Origin of the sequence: Nonomuraea sp. NPDC048826 (assembly GCF_043198225.1) — a bacterium.
Lineage (GTDB): Bacteria > Actinomycetota > Actinomycetes > Streptosporangiales > Streptosporangiaceae > Nonomuraea.
In genome coordinates this window covers 587,402-606,063 of record NZ_JBICUQ010000003.1, presented here as the reverse complement: position 1 = coordinate 606,063, position 18,662 = coordinate 587,402, and the positions used below count along the sequence as shown (strand labels likewise).

Annotated in this window: 15 protein-coding genes; 3 read left to right on the top strand and 12 right to left on the bottom strand. The window is 73.3% G+C overall.

All coding sequences use genetic code 11. From position 1 onward, the window contains the following. Positions 1 to 9: 9 nt before the first annotated feature. The 7 genes from ACGFI7_RS13325 to ACGFI7_RS13295 all read right to left on the bottom strand — a co-directional run bounded on the left by ACGFI7_RS13325 (position 10) and on the right by ACGFI7_RS13295 (position 12,254). Positions 10 to 1,221 carry a cytochrome P450 gene (locus ACGFI7_RS13325; protein WP_393403286.1) on the bottom strand — a complete coding sequence of 404 codons (1,212 nt, stop codon included), beginning with the start codon at positions 1,219 to 1,221 and terminating at the stop codon, positions 10 to 12. Beyond that, the gene (locus ACGFI7_RS13320) at positions 1,218 to 2,420 is read right to left on the bottom strand and encodes a cytochrome P450 (RefSeq protein WP_393403283.1); all 1,203 of its coding nucleotides are present in this window, start codon (positions 2,418 to 2,420) and stop codon (positions 1,218 to 1,220) included. The genes ACGFI7_RS13325 and ACGFI7_RS13320 overlap by 4 nt, the downstream gene beginning before the upstream one ends. Positions 2,421 to 2,517: 97 nt before the next feature. Next, positions 2,518 to 4,827 carry a glycoside hydrolase N-terminal domain-containing protein gene (locus tag ACGFI7_RS13315; RefSeq protein ID WP_393403280.1) on the bottom strand — a complete coding sequence of 770 codons (2,310 nt, stop codon included), beginning with the start codon at positions 4,825 to 4,827 and terminating at the stop codon, positions 2,518 to 2,520. A gap of 29 nt (positions 4,828 to 4,856) precedes the next feature. After that, a complete protein-coding gene (locus ACGFI7_RS13310) occupies positions 4,857 to 6,668 on the bottom strand; it encodes a trypsin-like serine protease (RefSeq protein WP_393403278.1) in 1,812 nt (603 codons plus the stop codon). Beyond that, positions 6,662 to 7,189, bottom strand: a complete 528-nt coding sequence (locus ACGFI7_RS13305) for a hypothetical protein (protein WP_393403275.1) — start codon at positions 7,187 to 7,189, stop codon at positions 6,662 to 6,664. Before ACGFI7_RS13305 ends, ACGFI7_RS13310 begins: the two co-directional genes overlap by 7 nt. Before the next feature lie 24 nt (positions 7,190 to 7,213). Beyond that, positions 7,214 to 8,383, bottom strand: a complete 1,170-nt coding sequence (locus ACGFI7_RS13300) for a hypothetical protein (protein ID WP_393403272.1) — start codon at positions 8,381 to 8,383, stop codon at positions 7,214 to 7,216. A 10-nt stretch (positions 8,384 to 8,393) separates the two neighbouring features. After that, positions 8,394 to 12,254, bottom strand: a complete 3,861-nt coding sequence (locus ACGFI7_RS13295) for a putative toxin (protein ID WP_393403269.1) — start codon at positions 12,252 to 12,254, stop codon at positions 8,394 to 8,396. 256 nt (positions 12,255 to 12,510) lie between these two features. Between ACGFI7_RS13295 and ACGFI7_RS13290 the strand changes: the two genes are divergently transcribed. Beyond that, complete coding sequence (locus ACGFI7_RS13290; RefSeq protein WP_393403266.1) at positions 12,511 to 13,275, top strand: BTAD domain-containing putative transcriptional regulator; 765 nt, start codon at positions 12,511 to 12,513, stop codon at positions 13,273 to 13,275. A gap of 62 nt (positions 13,276 to 13,337) precedes the next feature. Here the strand turns inward: ACGFI7_RS13290 and ACGFI7_RS13285 are convergent, their stop codons facing one another. After that, positions 13,338 to 13,586: a hypothetical protein gene (locus ACGFI7_RS13285; RefSeq protein ID WP_393403263.1), complete on the bottom strand. Its 249-nt coding sequence runs from the start codon at positions 13,584 to 13,586 to the stop codon at positions 13,338 to 13,340. A 24-nt stretch (positions 13,587 to 13,610) separates the two neighbouring features. Here ACGFI7_RS13285 and ACGFI7_RS13280 point away from each other — a divergent pair, with 24 nt between their 5' ends. Continuing rightward, positions 13,611 to 14,174, top strand: a complete 564-nt coding sequence (locus ACGFI7_RS13280; protein WP_393403260.1) for a S1 RNA-binding domain-containing protein — start codon at positions 13,611 to 13,613, stop codon at positions 14,172 to 14,174. Positions 14,175 to 14,192: 18 nt separating this feature from the next. On the opposite strand, the gene ACGFI7_RS13275 is transcribed toward ACGFI7_RS13280, so the two are convergent. Together ACGFI7_RS13275 and ACGFI7_RS13270 are read right to left on the bottom strand one after the other, a co-directional pair. Continuing rightward, the gene (locus ACGFI7_RS13275; protein ID WP_393403257.1) at positions 14,193 to 14,696 is read right to left on the bottom strand and encodes a hypothetical protein; all 504 of its coding nucleotides are present in this window, start codon (positions 14,694 to 14,696) and stop codon (positions 14,193 to 14,195) included. Between the two features lie 81 nt (positions 14,697 to 14,777). Further along, a complete protein-coding gene (locus ACGFI7_RS13270; RefSeq protein WP_393403254.1) occupies positions 14,778 to 15,368 on the bottom strand; it encodes a TetR/AcrR family transcriptional regulator in 591 nt (196 codons plus the stop codon). 78 nt (positions 15,369 to 15,446) lie between these two features. On the opposite strand from ACGFI7_RS13270, the gene ACGFI7_RS13265 reads away from it, so the two are divergent. Further along, complete coding sequence (locus ACGFI7_RS13265) at positions 15,447 to 16,439, top strand: hypothetical protein (protein ID WP_393403251.1); 993 nt, start codon at positions 15,447 to 15,449, stop codon at positions 16,437 to 16,439. Between the two features lie 131 nt (positions 16,440 to 16,570). Here the strand turns inward: ACGFI7_RS13265 and ACGFI7_RS13260 are convergent, their stop codons facing one another. Both ACGFI7_RS13260 and ACGFI7_RS13255 read right to left on the bottom strand, forming a co-directional pair. Then, positions 16,571 to 17,233 (bottom strand): response regulator, encoded by a 663-nt coding sequence (locus ACGFI7_RS13260; RefSeq protein ID WP_393403249.1) that lies wholly within the window; start codon positions 17,231 to 17,233, stop codon positions 16,571 to 16,573. Beyond that, the gene (locus ACGFI7_RS13255; RefSeq protein WP_393403246.1) at positions 17,230 to 18,570 is read right to left on the bottom strand and encodes a sensor histidine kinase; all 1,341 of its coding nucleotides are present in this window, start codon (positions 18,568 to 18,570) and stop codon (positions 17,230 to 17,232) included. The genes ACGFI7_RS13260 and ACGFI7_RS13255 overlap by 4 nt, the downstream gene beginning before the upstream one ends. Positions 18,571 to 18,662 lie beyond the last annotated feature (92 nt).

Here is an 18,662-nt window from a genome sequence, read left to right as displayed (position 1 = left end):
TGTCTCTCCTCAACGGGCCGGTTCGAGGCGGACGGGGACCGAGACCGCGCCGATCTCCGGCATCCGGGCGCTCTCCACGGGGCCGCACACCTCGATCCGCGACGTGCGGCGGAGCAGTTCCTGCACGGCGATCCGCATCGACAGCCGGGCCAGCGGCATCCCGGCGCAGGCGTGCCGGCCGCGCCCGAACGCCAGGTGGGCGGTGATGTTCGGCCGGTCCAGCACGAACTCCTCCGGATCCGGGAAGACCGTCTCGTCCCGGTTCGCCGAGGCGTAGACCAGGGTCACCGGCTCCTCCGGCCGGATGCGCCGGCCGTGCAGCTCGATCTCGCGGGAGACGGTGCGGGCGAAGCCCCGGTAGGGCGTGTGCAGCCGCAGGAACTCCTCCAGCGCCGCGGACATCAGCGCGGGGTTCTCACGCAGCGCCGACTGCAGCGCCTGGTCGCGCGACAGGTGCACGCAGATGGACCCGAGCAGGATCGGCGGCGCGACCATGCCCACGACCAGGCACTGGCGCAGCGCGCCGACGATGTGCTCCTCCTCCAGCGGCTCCCCGTCCGGCCGTTCGGCCAGCAGCGAGCTGGCGGGGTCCTCCTCCACCGGCCGCGGGTCGGCGCGCCGGCGGCGGACGAGGTCGCGGGCGATGCCGTACATGCGCTCGCTCATCGCGTTGACGACGTCGCGGTCCAGCTCCCGCCAGGCCCGCACCCACCGGGCCGCGGTGACGGCCAGCTCGGGGGCGAGGCTCGGGTCGAGGTTCAGCCACTCGGTGGTGACCCAGGCCGGGAACCGGGCGCCGAACTCCTGGGCGACGTCGCCGCCGCCTCGCTCGACGAGCGGGGTCAGCTCGCGGGCGGCGTGCTCGCGCAGGCGCGGCTCCAGGCGGGCGACGCGGGCCCGCTGCAGCGTGCGGTCGAGCGCCCGGCGGTAGGGCGTGTGGGCCGGGGCGTCGTAGTTGAGCGGCGGGCGGCGCAGCCCGCGCGGGTCGCTGGGCACGACGGCGCGCACCGAGGAGATGAAGGTCGCGGGGTCCCCGGCCGCCGCCGCCACGTCGGCGTGGCGAGTCAGCGCCCAGAACCCGCCGTACCTGCCGCTGTACGCGACCGGGCACTCGGCGCGCAGCCGCCCGTACATGTCCAGACTCTCCCGGACGGACCGCGCGCCGTCGGGATCGAAGTCGCCGTCGGAGGGGACGCCCTCAGGGGTGGATCCGGCCGTCATGCGTGGCCCTCGAAGCGCATCGGGACGGAGTTGGTGCCCCACTCGGCCCAGCGGGCCATCGCGATCTCGCCGCTGACCTCGAACGAGCGGGTGCGCGCCAGCGCCTCCTCCAGGGTGGTGACCAGCATGATCCGGGCCAGCGGCGCGCCGGGGCAGGTGTGCACGCCCGCGCCGAAGGCCAGGTGCCTGGCGAGATCGGGCCGGTCGAACCGGAACCTCTCACCGTCGGGGAAGACGCGTTCGTCCCGGTTGGCGGAGGTGTACACCAGCGCGATCGGCTCCCCCGCCCTGATCAGCCGGCCGCCGATGACCACGTCCTCGCGCGCCGTCCTGGCCATGCCCCGGTACGGGCCGTACAGGCGCAGGAACTCCTCCACGGCGGCCGCGATCCTGGCGGGGTCGCGGCGGAGCAGCCCGGCGAGCTCCGGGTCGCCGCTCAGGTGGACGAACATGGTGCCGATGAACACGCTCGGCGCCACCATCCCGGTGACGAGCAGTTGCCGGACGCAGCCGAGCACCATGTCGGCGGGCAGCGGCTCGCCCTCGTACTCGGCGGCCATCAGCGCGCTGGTGAGGTCCTCGCCCGGGTCCATCGGATGCTCGCGGCGCTCGTCGATGACCGCCTGCGCGATCTCGTACAGGCGGCGGCTCAAACGCACGACGTTATCCGTGTCGACAATCTGGATAGCCGCCACATATTCGGCGCTGATCTCCTTGATCAGCTCGGCCAGCCCGGTCGGCAGGTTGAAGAAGGCGGCGAAGACGTGCGCGGGGAACTTCTGCGCGTAGTCCACCGCGATGTCACCCCGGCCCGCGTCGATCAGCGGCTGGAGCAGGCCGCCCGCGAACTCCCTGACCCGGGGTTCGAGCGCGGCCATCTTGCCCCGGGTGAAGAAGCGGTTGATCACCCGGCGGTAGGCGGTGTGCTCGGGCGGGTCGAAGTGCAGCGGCGGCCGGCGGCCGGTGAAGGCGAACCTGGGCACGGTGTTCTGCACCGACGTGGTGAACACGGCCGGGGTCTCCAGGACGTGCTTGACGTCCTCGTACCGGAACAGCGCCCAGAACCCGCCGTCGTAGGTCTCGCTGCGGGCGACCGGGCAGCGCGACCGCATGTCCTGGTAGAGCGCGTGCGCGCTGGTGAAGGTCTCCGGCTCGCGCGGGTCGAAGTCGTGGGTGAGGTCGCGGGCGGGCTCGGCCATTCGGACTGCCTCTCCTGAGGTACGCACAGGCTCGTCCCGGCCAACCCTAGACATTTATTTTCGCGTACGTCAACGAGAGGCGTGTATATCGTGACCGTCAGCCCGTCGGCGAGACGTGCTCCCGCGCGGAGATCACGTAGGTCCGGCCGGCGGCGGCGTCCCAGGTCAGCGCGTCACCGTCGCGGCGCGGCCGGAGCTCCCCGGCTCCGTCGTCGTGGACGCGGCAGCGCCCCGCGATGGACGTCCTGACCGTGATCGGACCGGCGCGGCCGGTCCGCAGCGTGATCGTCTCGGCGGAGCCGCCGCGCCACGTCACCCCCACCGTCACGTCGCCCCGGGCGCGCAACCCCGCCACCGAGCCGTCCGCCCACCCGGCGGGCAGCGCGGGCAGCACGTGCACCTCGCCGCGGTGGCTCTGCACCAGCATCTCCGCGATCCCGGCGGTGGCGCCGAAGTTGCCGTCGATCTGGAACGGCGGATGGCTGTCCCACAGGTTGTCCAGCGTCGAGCCCCTGAGCTGCTCACTCAGCATCCGGTGGGCCCGGTCGCCGTCGAGCAGCCGCGCCCAGAAGTTGATCTTCCAGGCCTTGCTCCAGCCGGTGCCGCCGTCGCCGCGCGCGTCCAGCGACACCGCCGCCGCCTCCGCTTCCGGGGTGCCCGGCGCGATCTCGTCCCCGGGGTGCAGCGCGTACAGGTGCGACACGTGCCGGTGGGTGTCGGTCGCGGAGTCCCAGTCCTGCTTCCACTCCTGCAGCTGCCCCCACGACCCGATCCTGACGCCCGGGTCGAGCCCGGCCAGCGCCGCGCGCACCGCCGCCCGGAACTCCTCGTCCACGTCCAGCGTCGTGGCCGCGGCCAGCGCGTTCGCCAGCACCTCCCGGACGATCTGCTGAGACATCGAGGCGCCGGCCGAGAAGTCGCCGTGCTCGGGCGAGTAGCTCGGCGAGACGACGAGCCGGCCGTCGCGCGGATCGGGGTGCAGGAAGTCCAGCCAGAACTCCGCCGCCCCCTTGATCACCGGATAGGCGGTCTCCCGCAGCTGGTCCAGGTCGCCGGTGAACCGGTAGGCGTCGTAGAGGTGCCGCGTGGTCCACGCCGCGGCCTCGGGGAACCAGAAGGCGCTCGCCCAGTCGTGCACCCCGGTGAAGCCGAACGGGTTGGTCTCGTTGCCGACCACCCACCCCCGCGCGCCGAACATCTCCCGCGCCGTCCTGCTCCCCGGGGCCATCAGGGAGGTGATGAAGCGGTCGTACGGCCCGGTCGTCTCGTGCAGGTTGACCGGCTCGGCGGGCCAGTAGTTCATCTGCAGGTTGATGTTGACGTGGTAGTCGCCCGACCAGGGCGGGCTGATCGAGTCGTTCCACACGCCCTGCAGGTTGGCGGGCAGGACGTCGTTCTCCCGCGAGCACGCGATCAGGAGGTAACGCCCGTAGTCGAACAGCAGCGCCTCCAGCGCCCGGTCGCCCGCCTCCGGGCCGGCCCCGTAGCCCCGCAGCAGCCGATCGGTGGGGATCTCGGGGGCCTTACCGCCCAGGTCGAGCCGCACCCGGTCGAACAGCTCGCGGTGGTCGGCCACGTGCGCGGCACGGAGCGCGTCGTAGCCCAGCGCGACGGCCGCGTCCACCGCCTCCGCGACCCGGGCGTGCGGGTCCTCGCCCCGGTACCGCGGGTACGCGTCGGCATAGTCGGTGCCGGCCGACAGGAAGAACACCGCGCTGTCGGCCCCGGTGACCTTGATCGCCTCGCCCTCGTCCGTACAGGTGCCGCCGTGCACGACGACCCGCACCCGCGCCTCGAAGACCAGCCCGTTGTCCGCCAGCCGGCCCCGGATGACCAGCCGGTCGCCCTCCGCCTCGACGGTCTTGTCGTCCCGGGGCGAGGTGTGGCGCAGCGTGAACGACACCGCGCCGCCCCGGTCGGCGGTGAACCGCCCGGCTATCACGTTGCCGGGGTTGGCGGCGAAGTACTCCCGCGCGTACGTCACGCCCCCGGCGGTGAACCGGACCCGCGCCACGGCCTCCCGCAGGCTCAGCTCACGCCGGTAGCCACCGGGCTCGCCGGGCTCCGGGAACTCCAGCCACAGGTCGCCGAAGGTCTGGTACGCGCCGAACCCGATCCTGGGCTGCCCGAGCACCGCCGCCACGTCCTCGGCCGGGACCCGGCCCTCCCGGTCGATCCGCCGCCGCACCTCCTCCACGGCCCCCGGCCGCGGCGTGGTCCAGGTGCCGAAGTCGTAGCCGTCGTGCCCGGGGCCGCCGGTCCACAGCGTCTTCTCGTTGAACTGGATCCGCTCGGCGGCCACGCCGCCGAACACCATGGCGCCCAGCGGGCCGTTGCCGATGGGCAGCGCCTGGGTCTCCCACTCGGTGGCGGGCCGCTCGTACCAAAGGGTCGGATCGTGCGACATGAGGCCATTGTGCCGAGGGGAGATCCGGGTTACGCGGGGCGTTGCGGCCGGAGAGTCCAGCGTTGCGCGGCGCTGCCGTCGCAGGCCCTCATCTCCACCCGGTCCGCGCTGACCGCGTGGACACACTTTCCGGTCCCGCCGTTGGCGAGAGAGCCGCCGGCGCCGCGCAGCCAGGTCTTGTTCGGATGGGCGGGCAGGCAGGACGCCGGGGACAACCTGGCGTACGAGTCCTCGACGACGCACTTGTCGAGATCCTGGGTCCACTGGATGGTCTTGTCGGGGTTGAGGGTCCAGATGCTCTCGTAGAAGCACGAGTCCAGATAGACGCTGCTGTTGGTGTTCACGCACCGCTCGGGGTAGGCCGCGGACACCAGGCGCCCGGTGGGGTAGCGGGCCGAGTCCCACAGCTTGGTGGTCCCGTCGTAGATGACGATGTTGCCGGCCTCCTCGCACACCAGCCTGGCGCCCGGGTGCCCGTGGGTCTTGCTGGCCCACACCGCCTGGCCGTTCCGGTCGTAGGTCACCAGGTTGCCGTCGTCCTGGAAGCGCACGGTCCAGGGGTCGGCGTCGCTGTACATCCTGCGGGGCGATCGCCAGCCGTCGGAGCCCTTCAGGACGCCGTCGTCGACCTTCAGGTGGGTGGCGCGGTCGCCGCTCAGGCACAAGGAGGTCTGGAGGAACGGGTCGGCGTGCGACTCGGCGACCTGGAAGTTCACGCTCGCGTGGAGGACCGGGGCCGTGCCCGACTGCCACACCCGGGTCGAGCCGTCGTAGACGGTGGCGCCCCCGTCGGACTCGCACACCAGGCGGGCGTTCGGCCGGCCGGAGGACTTGGTGGACCAGACGCCCTTGCCGGCGCGGTCGTAGACGACGAGGTTCCCGTCGTTCTGGAAGCGCACTCCCCCCAGGTTGAGGTAGCGGCTGACGAAGACCTGGTAGGCCGACCGGCCGCCCTCCTGCCCGGCGTTGCTTCTCAGGACCAGACTGCCGTCGGCGGTGACCAGCTGGGCCTTGCCGTTGGAGCTGTAGCAGAGGTTGACGGTCCGGCCCTGGTAGTCCACGTTGTCCGCGGCCCTGATCTCCGGTTTCGTGGTCGTGGCGGCCACCCAGGCGCCGAGGTCGTCGGCCCGGGTCTCGGTGGCGCCCCGGCGCGTCTCGGTCTCGGTGTAGCAGCCGTTCTGCCAGGAGGTGTGGTGCACGCCGACGAGCTCCGCCCGGCCGTCGGCCTCCCGGAACGCCGGACCGCCCGCGTCGCCCTTGCAGATGGCCGCGCCCGCGCTGTCGGGGACGAGCGTGAACAGGGGATCGCCGACGTCGCCGACGGTGAACGTGGCGGTGCGCAACTTGTCGGGCACCCATTCGGTCCCGGTCCTGCCGTACCCCGTGACCCTCAGCCGCTCGCCGGCCCGGGGCGGCGTGGTGGCCAGCGGCACCGGCGGGACGGGCGCCCAGGCGGTGAGCTCGGCCAGCACGAGATCGCGGTCGGGGTGCGGGACCAGGCGGATCACGTCCGGCCAGCCGCTGTGCTCCTGCGCCCCGAGGTCGAGGTTGCCCTGGACGACGGTCGTGAACGTGGCGGGCGGTCCGGCCGAGGGCGGCCGTCCTCCCTCGGTGAAGCAGGACTTGGCGGTGAGCACCCACAGCGGGTGGACCACGGCGCCGCTGCAGACCCGCCGGTCGCCGATCTGCACCCGCACGGTGAACCGGTAGTCGCCGGGATCGGCCGTACTGCCGACGATCGCCAGGGCGGGCGCGCCGGTCGCCCCCAGGAGCACGACCATCGCCACGGCCAGCAGCACGGCCCCGAGGCGCCGGCGCGCCGGGTCTCGGACGGTCACCACGTCTTCTCCTGTCCCGCGCGCAGCTCGACGAGGGTTTCCGGGGGATTGTCCGGGTCGACGCCTTCGCCGACCGGCGTCCACTCGTCCGGCCTGATGTCGTAGGTCTTGGTCCGGTCGTCGACGGTCAGGGTCGCCTGCTGGGTGGCCGTGCGCGACCCCTTGATCACGTACACGTCGGGAATCCGGAGGACGATGAAGGAGTTGAGCGCGGGTTCCAAGGTCGGCAGATCAGGGGCGAACGCCCGCCAGATGCGCACCTTGAAGCAGATGTGGCCCTTCTCGGCGCTGTAGAGCTGGATGGTGCCGGGTTCGCCGCAGTCGGTGAGCGTGATCAGGCCGTTGCCGGAGATCAGCGTGATCCCGCGTTCGGCCAGGATGCGCTCGGCTCCGGGGTAGACGCCGTCCTCCACGATCCCCGGCTGGGCGTCCTCCGGCGCGGGGACATCCGCGCGGGCCGCGGGGGCCATCACCCACAACGGCACCGTCATCGCGGCGAGCAGCCGCAATCGGCGCATCACCATGCATCACCTTTCCTGCCGTGCCTCTCAGAGGCCTTCGGGGATCACCCGGGCGGGGACGCGGTCCACGTCGGGGAACCGGGGGTCGTCCTCGTCCAGGAGCGTCATCGTCAGATCAGCGGGCCAGGGAGGAGCGCCGGCCCGGTCGGGATGGTCACCGAACCTGCACAACGTCCCGTGGCCGATCCGGGTGCGGTCGGGGCCCAGGTGCGGCTCGGCGACCGGCAGGTAGGGCCCGGCGAACCAGGCCAGCCAGAGCGGGCGGGACGGCAGACCCGTCCAGCGGTCGCGGACCACCGGGCTCGTGTGCGACTCGGTCTCCCCGTCGCTCCACAGGGAGCCGCCGCCGTACCCCCAGCCCCGTTCCACCCCGGCGTGGGCGTAGAAGGCCCCGGTGATCCGCGCGACGCGGGCGAAGGCGCCCGCGAGGTCGTCGAGCCACCGCCGGTCGGACAGCACCCGCAGGTCGAAGGTCAGGGACAGCCGGGCCACCGGGTGGTCCAGCGTCCGCTCGTCCCCGATCAGCCAGGGCGTGAACGCCTCGCCCACCGCGTGGGCCGAACCCGCGAGGCAGGGGCGGACGGCCTTCCAGTACAGGCCGCCGGACTCCGACCGCCAGGCCCGGGCGAAGCCCTCGTCGCCGGTCTCGGACAGCTTGTGGCCCAGCGGTTCGTGGTCGCCGAACCGCCGTGGCAGCGCCTCCGGCAGCCAGCGGCGCAACGAGGCCAGCAACGAGCCCGGCAGTTCCCCGGGCAGGTCCTCGCGCCGGACGAACCACTCCAGGCCGAGCGTGTCGATCCGGCCGGCCGCGGGCGGCTCGAAGCGCCGGGTGGTCCGCGGCCAGACCGGCCGCTGGTCGTCCTGCCGGTCGTGCACCACGCCCTCGGTCAGCTCGGCGAGCCTGCGGGCCACCTTCTTGGCGAACCCGACGGCGGCCGCGCCACGGTCGCCGACGGTGAACTCGTACCGGGCCGTCACCCCGACGGCGGCCGCGGCGACCTCGTCGGGCAGGTCCTCGCGTTCGAGGCGGTACGGCCCGTCGACGACGAAGGCCGGCTCCGGCCTGCCGCGCACCAGGCGGTCGACCGTCGCGCCCGCCTGCCGCACCTCGGCCCGGCCGCCCGCCTCGGCCACCAGGACCGCCAGGCGATCCGGCGGGACGGGGCGAGCGGCATAGACCTCGAGGTCGTAACTCATCGCATGATCCTCACGGGATGATCTTGTGGAGGATGATCTCCCCGGCGGTCACCTTCTTCTTCAACGGCTCGGACAGCTTGGTCCTGGTGCCGGTCCGGACGTAGAGGTGGAAGGGGACGCCCTCCGCCTTCGCGATCTTCAGGTAGTCCTGGAGCTGCGTCGACAGGTGCTGGTAGGAGACGTTCTTCGACTCGCCGAGAAGCCTGCCCGTGGCGAAGAAGTCCGGGATCCGGACCTTCCCGTTCGCCATGGTCCACTTTCTCGTGTTCTTGGCGAGCCCGCCGGTCGCCGCTTTGACCGCGGCCTCACCGGCCTGCCCGAGCTGGCAGACCTTGGCGCCGCCCGAGTAGGCGCCGTAGCCGCCGCTGCCGTGGATGACGAGGCTGTAGACCTTGCGGTCCACCTTCCACGGATGGGTGGCCGTGACGGTGACGTACTGGCCTTCGGGAGCGGCCACCCGGCTGCCGGCCGCGCTCCCCCGTACGGGGGCGTCGGTCCAGAACGGGCGCTTCTCCGAATCCCCGGCGGCGTGCTTCGCGGGCACCGCCGCGGCGGCGGCGCTGCCCCGTGCGGGGCCGCACGGGTCGCGGAGCATCCCGAAGACGTCGTTGATGCGCGGCCGGACGCGCTGCAGGAAGTCCCGGGCCGAGTCGACCGCGCGGCGGAACGGCCCCAGGCCCTGGACGATGCGGTGGATGGCCCGGCCGATCTCCGGGATGTCGTCCACGTAGCGCAGCAGCGTGATCGGCCCCACCAGGGTGAGCGCGGTGAACAGGCAGCCGACGATGTCGCCCCGGGTGAAGCACGCCTCGGCGTCGTTCCAGCCGATGACCTCCAGGACGATGCCGCCGCCGACGGACATGATGAAGTCGTCGACGCCCTTGTTCGCGGTGACCTTGGCCTCGCGGTACTCCGCCAGCAGGTCCGGGTCGTCCGCCTTCAGGACGTCCTCGTCGGTGCGGATGTCGCTGTAGTCGATGTCCGGGTCCTCACCGGTCCCGCTGGGCAGGCCGGACTGGTAGCCCTCGCTCCGCTCCTTGTCCTGCTGCCGCCGGAGGTCGTCGGCGGCCTTGGCCGCGTCGGCCGCGGCGCGGGCGGCCGCCGACGCGTCCTCACCGGCCTGGATGGCGTCGGCGCGGGCGCGGGCCGCCGCCGCGTACGCCTCGTCGGCGTACCCCCGGGCCTGGTCGGCCGACAGCGTCGCCCGGGCGGCCGAGGCGGCCGCGTCCCGTGCCGACGCCTGCGCGCGGGCCGCCGCCTCACTGGCGGTCTGCGCCGACCGGGCGGCCGCGTCGGCCGAGGCCTGGGCCTGGTCGGCGTGCATCTGGGCGAAGTCGGCGTACCCGTTGGCCGCGTGCGCGTGCGCCGCGGCCTCGTCGGCGTAGCGCTGGGCCTCGGCGGCGGCGTTCCTGGCGATCGCGGCCTGCCGCTTGGCCTCGGCCGCGCTCTCCTGCGCCAGGGCGGCGACGCGGGCGATGTTGGCGAGATAGGTGGCGATCTCAGACTCGTGCGCTGCCGCGTCGGCGTCGCGCTGGCGGGCCCTGTGCTGCTCGACCTCCAGAAACTCCCGGAGGTAGCTCGCGGGTCCGGAGAGTGCCGCCTGGGCCGCGGCGTTCAGCTCCGGCCCGGCGCCGGTCAGCATCTGCACGACGGACAGCCGGTCGTCGTGCTCGCGCGCGACGTGCTGCCCCGTCTGCAGGAAGTCGCGCAGGGCCTCGACCGTGCCGGCCGCCAGGGCCGTCTCGGCGGCCCGCCTGACCTTCGGCCCGCCGGCGTCCCTGATCCGGGTGACCTCGGCGCGGTAGTCGTCCAGCTGCACCGCGTGCTGGCCGGTGGTCAGGAACTGCTTCACCCCGGCGTGGTCGCCGCCGCCGGCCGTCACCGCCGCCGCCCGGAGCGCGGGCTTGTCGGTGGTCGCGACGATGTGGTCGAGGCTGGCGCGGTCGTCCTGCTCGATCGCGGTGTCGACGGCGCGGACGAACTCGACCACGTCGTCCTCGCCGTGGATCAGCGCGTCCTCGGCGGCGGCCCGGACGTAGGAGCCGCCCGAGACCATCAGCGCGACGGCGGCCCGCCGGCCGTTGGCCACCACGGTCTCGCGCGGGGTGCCGGGCACCCGCGCCTCGGTCAGCAGCCGCGCGGCCTCGGCCTGGAGCCGTTCGGCCTGGCCGGCCTGCCACCCGGCCCGCTCCCTGCGCGCGGTCTCGAGCGCGAGCGCGTCCTCCGCGTCGGCGACGTTGCGCGCCTGCTGGGCGGCCAGCCGGGCCGCGTCGGCCTGGCCCGCCACCTCGTGCACCCGCGCGGCGCCGTCGGAGTAGCCCTTGGCGGCCAGGGCGGCGGCCAGGGCGTCGGCGGCGTGCTGCTCGGCCACGTCGGCGTGCCCGTCGGCCTCGCCCGCGTGGTCCGCCGCGTCCTCGGCCGCGTCGGCGGCGTTGTCGGCGTGCTGTGCCGCGTCCTCGGCCCAGCCCTTGGCCTCGTTGGCGGCCGCCGCCGACTCACGGGCGAGTGCCAGGGCCCGGTTCGCCGCGGCGATCGCGGCGTCGGCCCGGCGCTTGGCGTACGCGGCGGCCTGGCGGGCTTCCTCGGCGCTCGCCCCGGCCTCCGCCGCGTACTGCCCCGCCTGGTCGGCGAACCCCGCCGCGCCGTTGGCGTGTCCCCCGGCGCTCGCCGCGGCCGCCGCGGCCTGACCCGCCGCGGTCGCCGCCTGGGCGGCGTTCTGGGCGGCCTGGCCCGCCTCGCGTGCGCCTCTGGCCGCGTCCCTGGCCTGCTCGGCGGCGCGCCGGGCGGCGCTCGCCTGCCCCGCGTCGGCGTGCGCGGCCTGGGCCGCCCGGTTGGCGTTGGCGGCGGCCTGGCCAGCCAGGGAGGCCGCGGTGGCGGCCCGGCTCGCGGCGTCGGCGGCCAGCCGGGCGGCGTAGTTGGCCTCGTCCGCCGCGTCCAGCGCCGTTTCCGCCGCCTCGGCCGCGCGGCGGGCGGCGTCGGCGGCGCGGGCCGCCGCACCGGCGGCCTTGTCCGCCGACTCCCTCGCGGCTTCAGTCTCGCGGGCGGCCCGCTCGGTGGCCTCCTTGGCCAGCCCGGCGGCCAGGACGGCGCGGGCCGCGGCGTCCTCGGCCGCCCGCGTGTGCAGGTCCGCCCGCTCCCCCGCCTGCTCGGCCAGGTCGGCCAGCTGGGCGATGGAGATCACCTCGGCGTCGCGGGCGGCGGCGATCTCGTAGCCCTGCCGGACGAACTCGCGGACGTCCTCGATCGTCCCGTCGAGCGCCCGCTGGGCGGCGGCCTTGACCTTGGGGCCGCCCGTGGACATCAGCTCCGCGGTCTTGTCCCGGTCGTCCTGGTCCTGGGCGGTTCGGTAGCCGGATTCCAGGAAGAGCGCCTGGGCCTCGGCGTCGCCGTCCAGCGCGCGTCGCGCGGCGGCCCGGACCTCCGGTCCGCCCGCCTCCATGATCTGCTCGATCCGGGTACGGACGTCCGCCTGCCAGGCGGTCTTCCACCCGCCGTCCAGGAACGCGCGCATGGCGGCGGCGCCCCCGTCCAGCGCGGCCTCAGCGGCGGACCTCGTCGCGGGCCCGCCGACCGCCAGGATCTGGCTGACGGCGGCGCGTAAGTCCGTCTCGGTCGCGGCGTCCCGCCCGGTGTCCAGGAACTCTTGTAACGCGTCGTCCCCGCCCAGCAAGGCGGCTTCGGCGGCCCGGGCGACCTCGGGCCCGCCGGTCTTCATCAACTCGACGACCGTGCTCCGCCCGGCCGCGTCGGCCAGGGTTCCGGTACGGGAGACGGCTGACGCGGTGGACGCGGCGGCGCCGGAGTCCATCCCGGCCAGCAAGGCGAGGGCGGTGATGAGCGCGACGAGACCGCGCCGACCGAATGCGCGCACAGTGGGCAACTCCTCAAACCACTGACCGATGGGGAGAAAGGGCGTGAACCCCGACACTCACGACACCGGCGCACCCTAGGCGCGGCCGTCGTCACATCTGCTTCACCGGTGCGTCATCGCCGCTCGATGGCGCTTCAGGGCGGCTGACCGAGATGTCCGGTCAATGCCCGCGTACCGACCTGGCCGGGTCGCGCGCCCGCACGGGAGAGTGGAGCTCATGGAGGAGAAACATGGCGTGTGACCGGGGTGCGGCACGGTGAGCACGGACGGCCGGCTCCGGGTCGCGTTGCTGGGGCCTCTCGAAGTGCGGTGGTCCGCCGGCCCGGTCGAGCTGAACACGAACCGGCTGCGGACCCTCCTGGCGATCCTCGCCATGCGCGCGGGCAACACCATCACCGTGGACGACCTGGTCACGGCGATCTGGCCGGACGACCCGCCGGTCAGCCCGCGGCGCAGCGTGCAGACCTACATCGCCCGGTTACGCGGCCTGCTGGGGCCGGGGGCGATCCACCGGACCGCGTCCGGCTACCGGCTGGAGGCGGCGCCCGACGAGGTCGACGCGCTGCGGTTCCGCGCACTCCTGTCGAAGGCGGCGCGCACCAGCGATCTGGGGGTGGAGCGGAAGACCCTGGAAGAGGCGCTGGCCCTGTGGCGCGGCAGGCCGTTCGAAGGCATCGACTCCGAGGTGCTGCACGGCCGTAAGGCGCTCGCCCTGGAGGAGCTGTACCTCTCGGCGGTGGAACGGCGGATCGACCTGAGCCTGACGCAGGGGCGCGGCGACGAGCTGATCGCGGAGCTGCGGGAACTCGCCGCCGCCCACCCGCACCGGGAGCCGCTCTGGGAACGGCTGCTCCTGCTGCTGGACCGCGCCGGCAGACGGGCGGAGGCGCTGATGCTGTACGAGCGGCTCCGCAGCCGCCTCTCCGGCGACCTGGGCGTCGACCCGTCACCGGAGCTGCGGCGCATCCACGCCACCCTGCTCCTGGACGTCTCCCCTGAGCCCCTCGGCCTGTTCCGGTGAGACCCTCGACAGCGCGGCGGCCGGGGGCGGGGGTCAGCGCGCCCCGCCCCACCGCCGTTCGCCTACGGCTCGTAGTGGATGTGCATCGAGGAGACCCGGTCGTTCCAGGCGTCGCCGAGGTCGCGGATGCCGTACCCGGCGGTGTCGCACGGACCGGCGTAACCCCACCACCGGTACCGCGGAAGGCCCTGGTTGGCGTGGTCGGCGGCTTCGAGGAGCAGCGTCGCCGCTGCGGCGGCCCGCGGATCTCCGGGGGTTCCTGCGATGCGGGCGTCATCGAAGCCCTTGTCCCTGTTCTCAAGGCGTCCCAACCATCACGCCATAGCCTTGGCCCCATGGGAACGCCGGAGGATGAAAGGTCACTCGCCGATTCCCTGAGGACCGAGCACCCCCGGCTCTGGGCCTACTTGACGGCGCTGCGCCCAGGGCGGCGGCTCTCCGGCACCGTGGCGGCCATCGAGAGCTTCGGCGTCTTCGTCGATCTGGACGACGCGCCCGGCCATCCCGTCTTCCCCGGCGTCGGCTTCATCACCATGCCCGAGTTGTCCTGGCACCGCTTCGACGACCCGTCCGAGGTCGTCACCGTGGGGCAGCGCATCACCTGCGAGTTCCTCGGCTTCGACACCTACAACGGCGAAGCCCGGCTGTCGTTGCGCGCGACCCGGGCCGACCCGTTCCAGGAGTTCGCGCGTCGCGCTCATGCCGGGCAGATCCTGTACGGCACGGTCACGAAGGTGGTGCCCTTCGGCGCCTTCGTCCGGGTGGCGGACGGCGTCGAAGGTCTGGTCCATTTCGGCGAAGCCGCCGCCCCGGCGACCATGGCGGCGGGCGACGAGGTCACGGTGATCGTCGTCGGGATCGACGCGGTGCGGCGTCGGCTCGCCCTGGCTCGCCGGTGATCCGCTGCGGAAGGGGACTCAGCCCGCGCTGCGCCAGTAGGCGAGTTGCGTGCTGGTGCTCTTGACCACCTGGGGGACGGATTCAGGCTGTGGCCAGACCTGCAGCAGATAACGGTCGTCCTCTTCCGAGGACTCGTCCATGTTCACCGCGTGATAGCGCAACCGGTACCACCCCGGCCCCGAGGGCAGGTCGGGGATGGCGTGAACGCGTTCGCCTCCCCACTCGCACAGCCGGAGCCGTCCGGCCCGGGACAGGAAGCTGATCTCCACGATGTCCTCGTACTCGCCGGTGTCCGCTCCCGGGTCGTGGTCGGCCACGGTCGCCGAGAAGACGAGGGTGTCGGTGTGGGTGCCCGTGAGCAAGATGGCGGCGCCGTCCTCCACGCGGATGATCCCGACGGGATGATCAGGGTGATCGGCGGCGAAGTTGGCGTAGCCCGGGTTGTCGTCCGTGTCATCGACGAGATACGCCTGCCCGTAGGAGACCGAGACATCGAACGAGACGGTGTGCGTGGCGGTCATGGTCGGCAACCCTACGATCATCCGCCGACATTTCCGGCGTCGTCGCCGTCTGTTCGAACTGGTCATGCCCCGGCTGGGCAGTCAGTCCTGGGCAGCCGCGTCGATGCTGCCGATGATCAGGGCCGTCAGCGCCGCGACGGCCTCGGCGACGGTGGCGCGCCCCCGGTTCAGCTCCGCGGCGATCGCCTCGGCCGCGCCCAGCGCGCCGGCGCAGCGCAGCCGGAGGGCTTCCCGCGCGAGCCCGGAGTACGGCCGCAGGGCGGTGGCCATCAGGTCCGTGTAGCCGTCGAGCAGCTCGCGCTCGATCGCCTCCATCTCCTGGTTTCCCTTGAGCGCGGCCGAAACGGCGGTCCACTCCGGCATGTCGGTGGCGCAGGAGAAGTAGGCGGCGCTCAGGACGCGGGCGATCTCGCGGGGGGCGGGCGGGGCGTCGCGCAGGGCCTCCTCCGAGGCGGCCCGATGCCGCTCGTCGAGCCGCCGGTAGAGCGCGATGAGCAGGCCGGGGCGGGTGCCGAAGTGGTCGTAGACGATCGGCCTGCTCACTCCTGCGGCCTCCGCCAGGCTGACCAGCGTGAGGCTGTCGGTGCCGTGGGCGCGCACGATCGCCAGGGCGGTGTCGAGCAGTTGCTCCCGCCTGGCCGGCTTGGACAGGCGAGTCGATCCCGTGGTCATCGTCCTCCCTTGCGTCGCCTCCCAGTATAAGCTACAAAATGTAAGTTACAGAATGTAGGTTAACAGGAGGACATCGCCATGGAGCACTCCGTACTGATCATGGGTGGATCCGGCCAGGCGGGCGCGGGGACCGCCGCCCTTCTGCGCCGGTGGTACCCGGAGCTGCCGCTGACCATCGCGGGCCGCGATCTCGGCCGCGCCCGGCGGGTTGCCGACGAACTCGGCGGCGCGACAGCCGTGACCATCGATCTGCGCCGAGGCGACCTGGGCCTCCAGCAGGCCGACGGCTACTCGGCGGTCGTGGCGACGGTGTGGGACAGCCACCTGAACGGCCTGCGGTACGCCCAGGACCGCGGCCTGCCGTACGTCAGCATCTCCAGCGGCCTGGTCGACATCGGCCCCGAGGTCGTCGCCGCCGGCCTGCGAGCCGGCGCGGCGCCGATCCTGCTGGCCAGCCACTGGTACGCGGGGCTCGTCGTCCTCGCGGTGCTCGGCCTCGCCGGGGAGTTCGACCGGCTCGACACCATCGAGGTCAGCGGCGTGCTGGACGAACAGGACGGCGGCGGGCCCGCGGCCATGGCGGACATGGAACGGCTGCTGGCCGCCACCTCGGCGGGGCACGTCCGCCGCGACGGCGCCTTCGCCTGGGTCAGCGGCCCCGACGCGCAGGTGGAGGTCACCAGCGTCGACGGCACCGTGCTGCCCGGCCAGGTCGTCCCCATCCTCGACGTGCCGAGCCTGGCCGTCGCGACGGGCGCGCCCAACGTCCGCTTCACGTTCGCGATCGGCGAATCGGCGGGCAGGCGGCGCGGCGGGCCCCCGTCCACGGAGGTCAAGATCGACCTTGAGGGCGTGGACCACGCGGGCGCACCGCTCAGGACGAGCCGCTACCTCCTCCACCCGGAGGGGCAGCGCCCCCTGACGGCGCTCGGCGTGGCCCTCGGCGTCGAGCGCCTGCTCGGCCTGCGCGGCGACCGCGTCCCGCCCGGCCTCCACACCCCCGAGGCGCTGATCGACCCCGCCTACGCGGCCGAGCGGATGGCGGAGATCGGCGCTGTCTGGCGTCGCTGAACATGACAGCGGGGCATGCAGCCGACCTGGGCACCGTCATCCAGATCGATCTATTCAGGGGTCCGAGTGCCCTGATCGTGGCACGGGCGCCTAGCTGATCACGGGGGTCGCCGGCTGCTGTCGCCGGATCGTCACATGCCGGCGCGGACCAGGCCGCACTCGTAGGAGAAGATCACGGCCTGGACCCGGTCCCGCAGACCGAGCTTTGTCAGGATGCGGCTGACGTGGCCCTTCACGGTGCCCTCGGTGAGGAAGAGACGGCCGGCGATCTCGGCGTTGGACAGGCCCCGGGCGATCAGTTCGAGCACCTCGCGTTCTCGCTCGGTGAGGACGCGAAGCTCAGCCTCGGTAGGGGGCAGCGGGTCGCCGGACGTGCCGATGTGGCGTTCGATCAGCCGCCGGGTGACCGGTGGCGCGACGATGGCGTCGCCCCTGGCCACCACGCGGATCCCGGACAGCAGATCGGCGGCGAGGGTGTCCTTGAGCAGGAATCCGCTGGCGCCGGCCCGCAGCGCGGAGTACACGTACTCGTCGAGGTCGAAGGTGGTGAGGATCAGGATGCGCGGTCCGTCCGGGAGCGACGCGCGAATGCGACGCGTGGCCTCCAGCCCGTCGACGTCCGGCATCCGGATGTCCATCAGGATGACGTCGGGCGTCGTCTCGACCGCCAGGGCGGTGGCCGTGGCGCCGTCGTCGGCCTCCCCGACGACGTCCATGTCCTCGGCGTTCTCGAGGATCATCCGCAGACCGGCGCGGAGCAGGGCCTGGTCGTCGACCAGCAGTACGCGGATCATGCGATCTCTCCCGGATCGAGGGGGATGCGGGCCCGTACGACATAGCCGCCGTCCGGCCCCGGGCCGGACGCCACCTCACCGCCCAGTAGTGCCGCGCGTTCCCGCATGCCCCTCAGCCCATGGCCGGTCCCGCCGGAGGCCGGCTCGCCGGTGCCGTTGTCGCTGGCATCGATCCTCAACTCGTCTCTTGCGTAGGTCATCACGACCTGGGCGCAGGCTCCTGGCCCGGCATGCTTCATCGTGTTGGTCAGCGCCTCCTGGACGATCCGGTACGACGAGACGTCCACGCCGGTGGGCAGCGGCCGCGGCGATCCGTTGATGTGCAGCTGGACCGGGGTGCCTGCCTGTTGCACCTGGTCGATGAGGCGGGGCAGCTGCGCCAGGCCCGGCACCGGCCGCGCGGCGTCGTCGACCTGCCCGGACGCGGACAGCACGTGACGGATGTCGGCGAGCGAGGCGCGGCCTGTCGCGACGATGGTGTCCAGTGCGGCGAGGGTGTCGGCCGGCCGCTTGGCGAATGCCGCGGCGCCACCCTGCGCCTGCATCACGATGACGGCCAGGCCGTGCGCCACCACGTCGTGCAGCTCACGGGTGAGCCTGGCCCGCTCGGCGGCCACGGCCAGCGCGGCCTGCTGGCCGCGCTCACGCTCCAGGTCTCGTGCCCTCGCCTTGAGCTCGCCGAGGTAGGCGCGGCGGCTGCGGGTACCCCAGCCGATCGCCCAGGCGACGACCAGGAGGGGGCCGAGGACGGGGATCCCGCCCCAGTCGGTCGGGCCCGACGTCGTGTCCGTCTGGCCGTCCTGCCGCGGTCCGTCGGGCGCGCCCTGCGGCGGCCTGGCAGGATCCTCCGGCGTGCGTTCCTGTCCGCCGACGCCGAAGGGCCGCCCTTCGTGGAGCCAGCTGTCGGGCTTGCCGTCGAGGGCCACGTACACCGACCATGCCGTCGCCACGGCCAGAGCGGCACCGAGCAGCGCGAGCGACACCTCGCGCCGCCGCCGCGCGGCGATCGTGTAGAGGATGATCGGAACGGCCAGATCGGCGAGCACCGGTGCCGCCGCCAGCGCCATCTGTGCCACGGCGGCGAGCGATGCCGCGGCGAGCGCCGGAACCGGCCACCTGCGGCGCACCGCCACGGCGGCGACGCAGACCCCGATCAGGACCCACCGGGCCGCCGGCTCCCGCAGCCAAACCGCTTCGGCGAGCAACCCGCTGGTCTCCCCGACTGCGGCGGCACCATTGACCGCCCACGTGCCGGCCAGCAGCAGGGCGGCGAGGCCGGCATCCTGGACGCGCGAGCCGCGTAAAGCGCCCCACAGGGCCGCCAGGGGAGTCTTCATACCAGGCGACACCCTAAGCCCGGGCGCCGCCTCCCGGAACCCGTCGAAGGTCAGGGTTCGGAACATGACCACGGACAGGTGCGCGGCCATTG

Coding starts and splice junctions, on each gene's coding strand:
- ACGFI7_RS13315 (WP_393403280.1), bottom strand. CDS start 4,827: ATGTCGCACGATCCGACCCTTTGGTACGAGCGGCCCGCCACCGAGTGG.
- ACGFI7_RS13275 (WP_393403257.1), bottom strand. CDS start 14,696: ATGACCGCCACGCACACCGTCTCGTTCGATGTCTCGGTCTCCTACGGG.
- ACGFI7_RS13270 (WP_393403254.1), bottom strand. CDS start 15,368: ATGACCACGGGATCGACTCGCCTGTCCAAGCCGGCCAGGCGGGAGCAA.
- ACGFI7_RS13265 (WP_393403251.1), top strand. CDS start 15,447: ATGGAGCACTCCGTACTGATCATGGGTGGATCCGGCCAGGCGGGCGCG.
- ACGFI7_RS13255 (WP_393403246.1), bottom strand. CDS start 18,570: ATGAAGACTCCCCTGGCGGCCCTGTGGGGCGCTTTACGCGGCTCGCGC.
- ACGFI7_RS13300 (WP_393403272.1), bottom strand. CDS start 8,383: ATGAGTTACGACCTCGAGGTCTATGCCGCTCGCCCCGTCCCGCCGGAT.
- ACGFI7_RS13325 (WP_393403286.1), bottom strand. CDS start 1,221: ATGACGGCCGGATCCACCCCTGAGGGCGTCCCCTCCGACGGCGACTTC.
- ACGFI7_RS13260 (WP_393403249.1), bottom strand. CDS start 17,233: ATGATCCGCGTACTGCTGGTCGACGACCAGGCCCTGCTCCGCGCCGGT.
- ACGFI7_RS13320 (WP_393403283.1), bottom strand. CDS start 2,420: ATGGCCGAGCCCGCCCGCGACCTCACCCACGACTTCGACCCGCGCGAG.
- ACGFI7_RS13280 (WP_393403260.1), top strand. CDS start 13,611: ATGGGAACGCCGGAGGATGAAAGGTCACTCGCCGATTCCCTGAGGACC.
- ACGFI7_RS13305 (WP_393403275.1), bottom strand. CDS start 7,189: ATGGTGATGCGCCGATTGCGGCTGCTCGCCGCGATGACGGTGCCGTTG.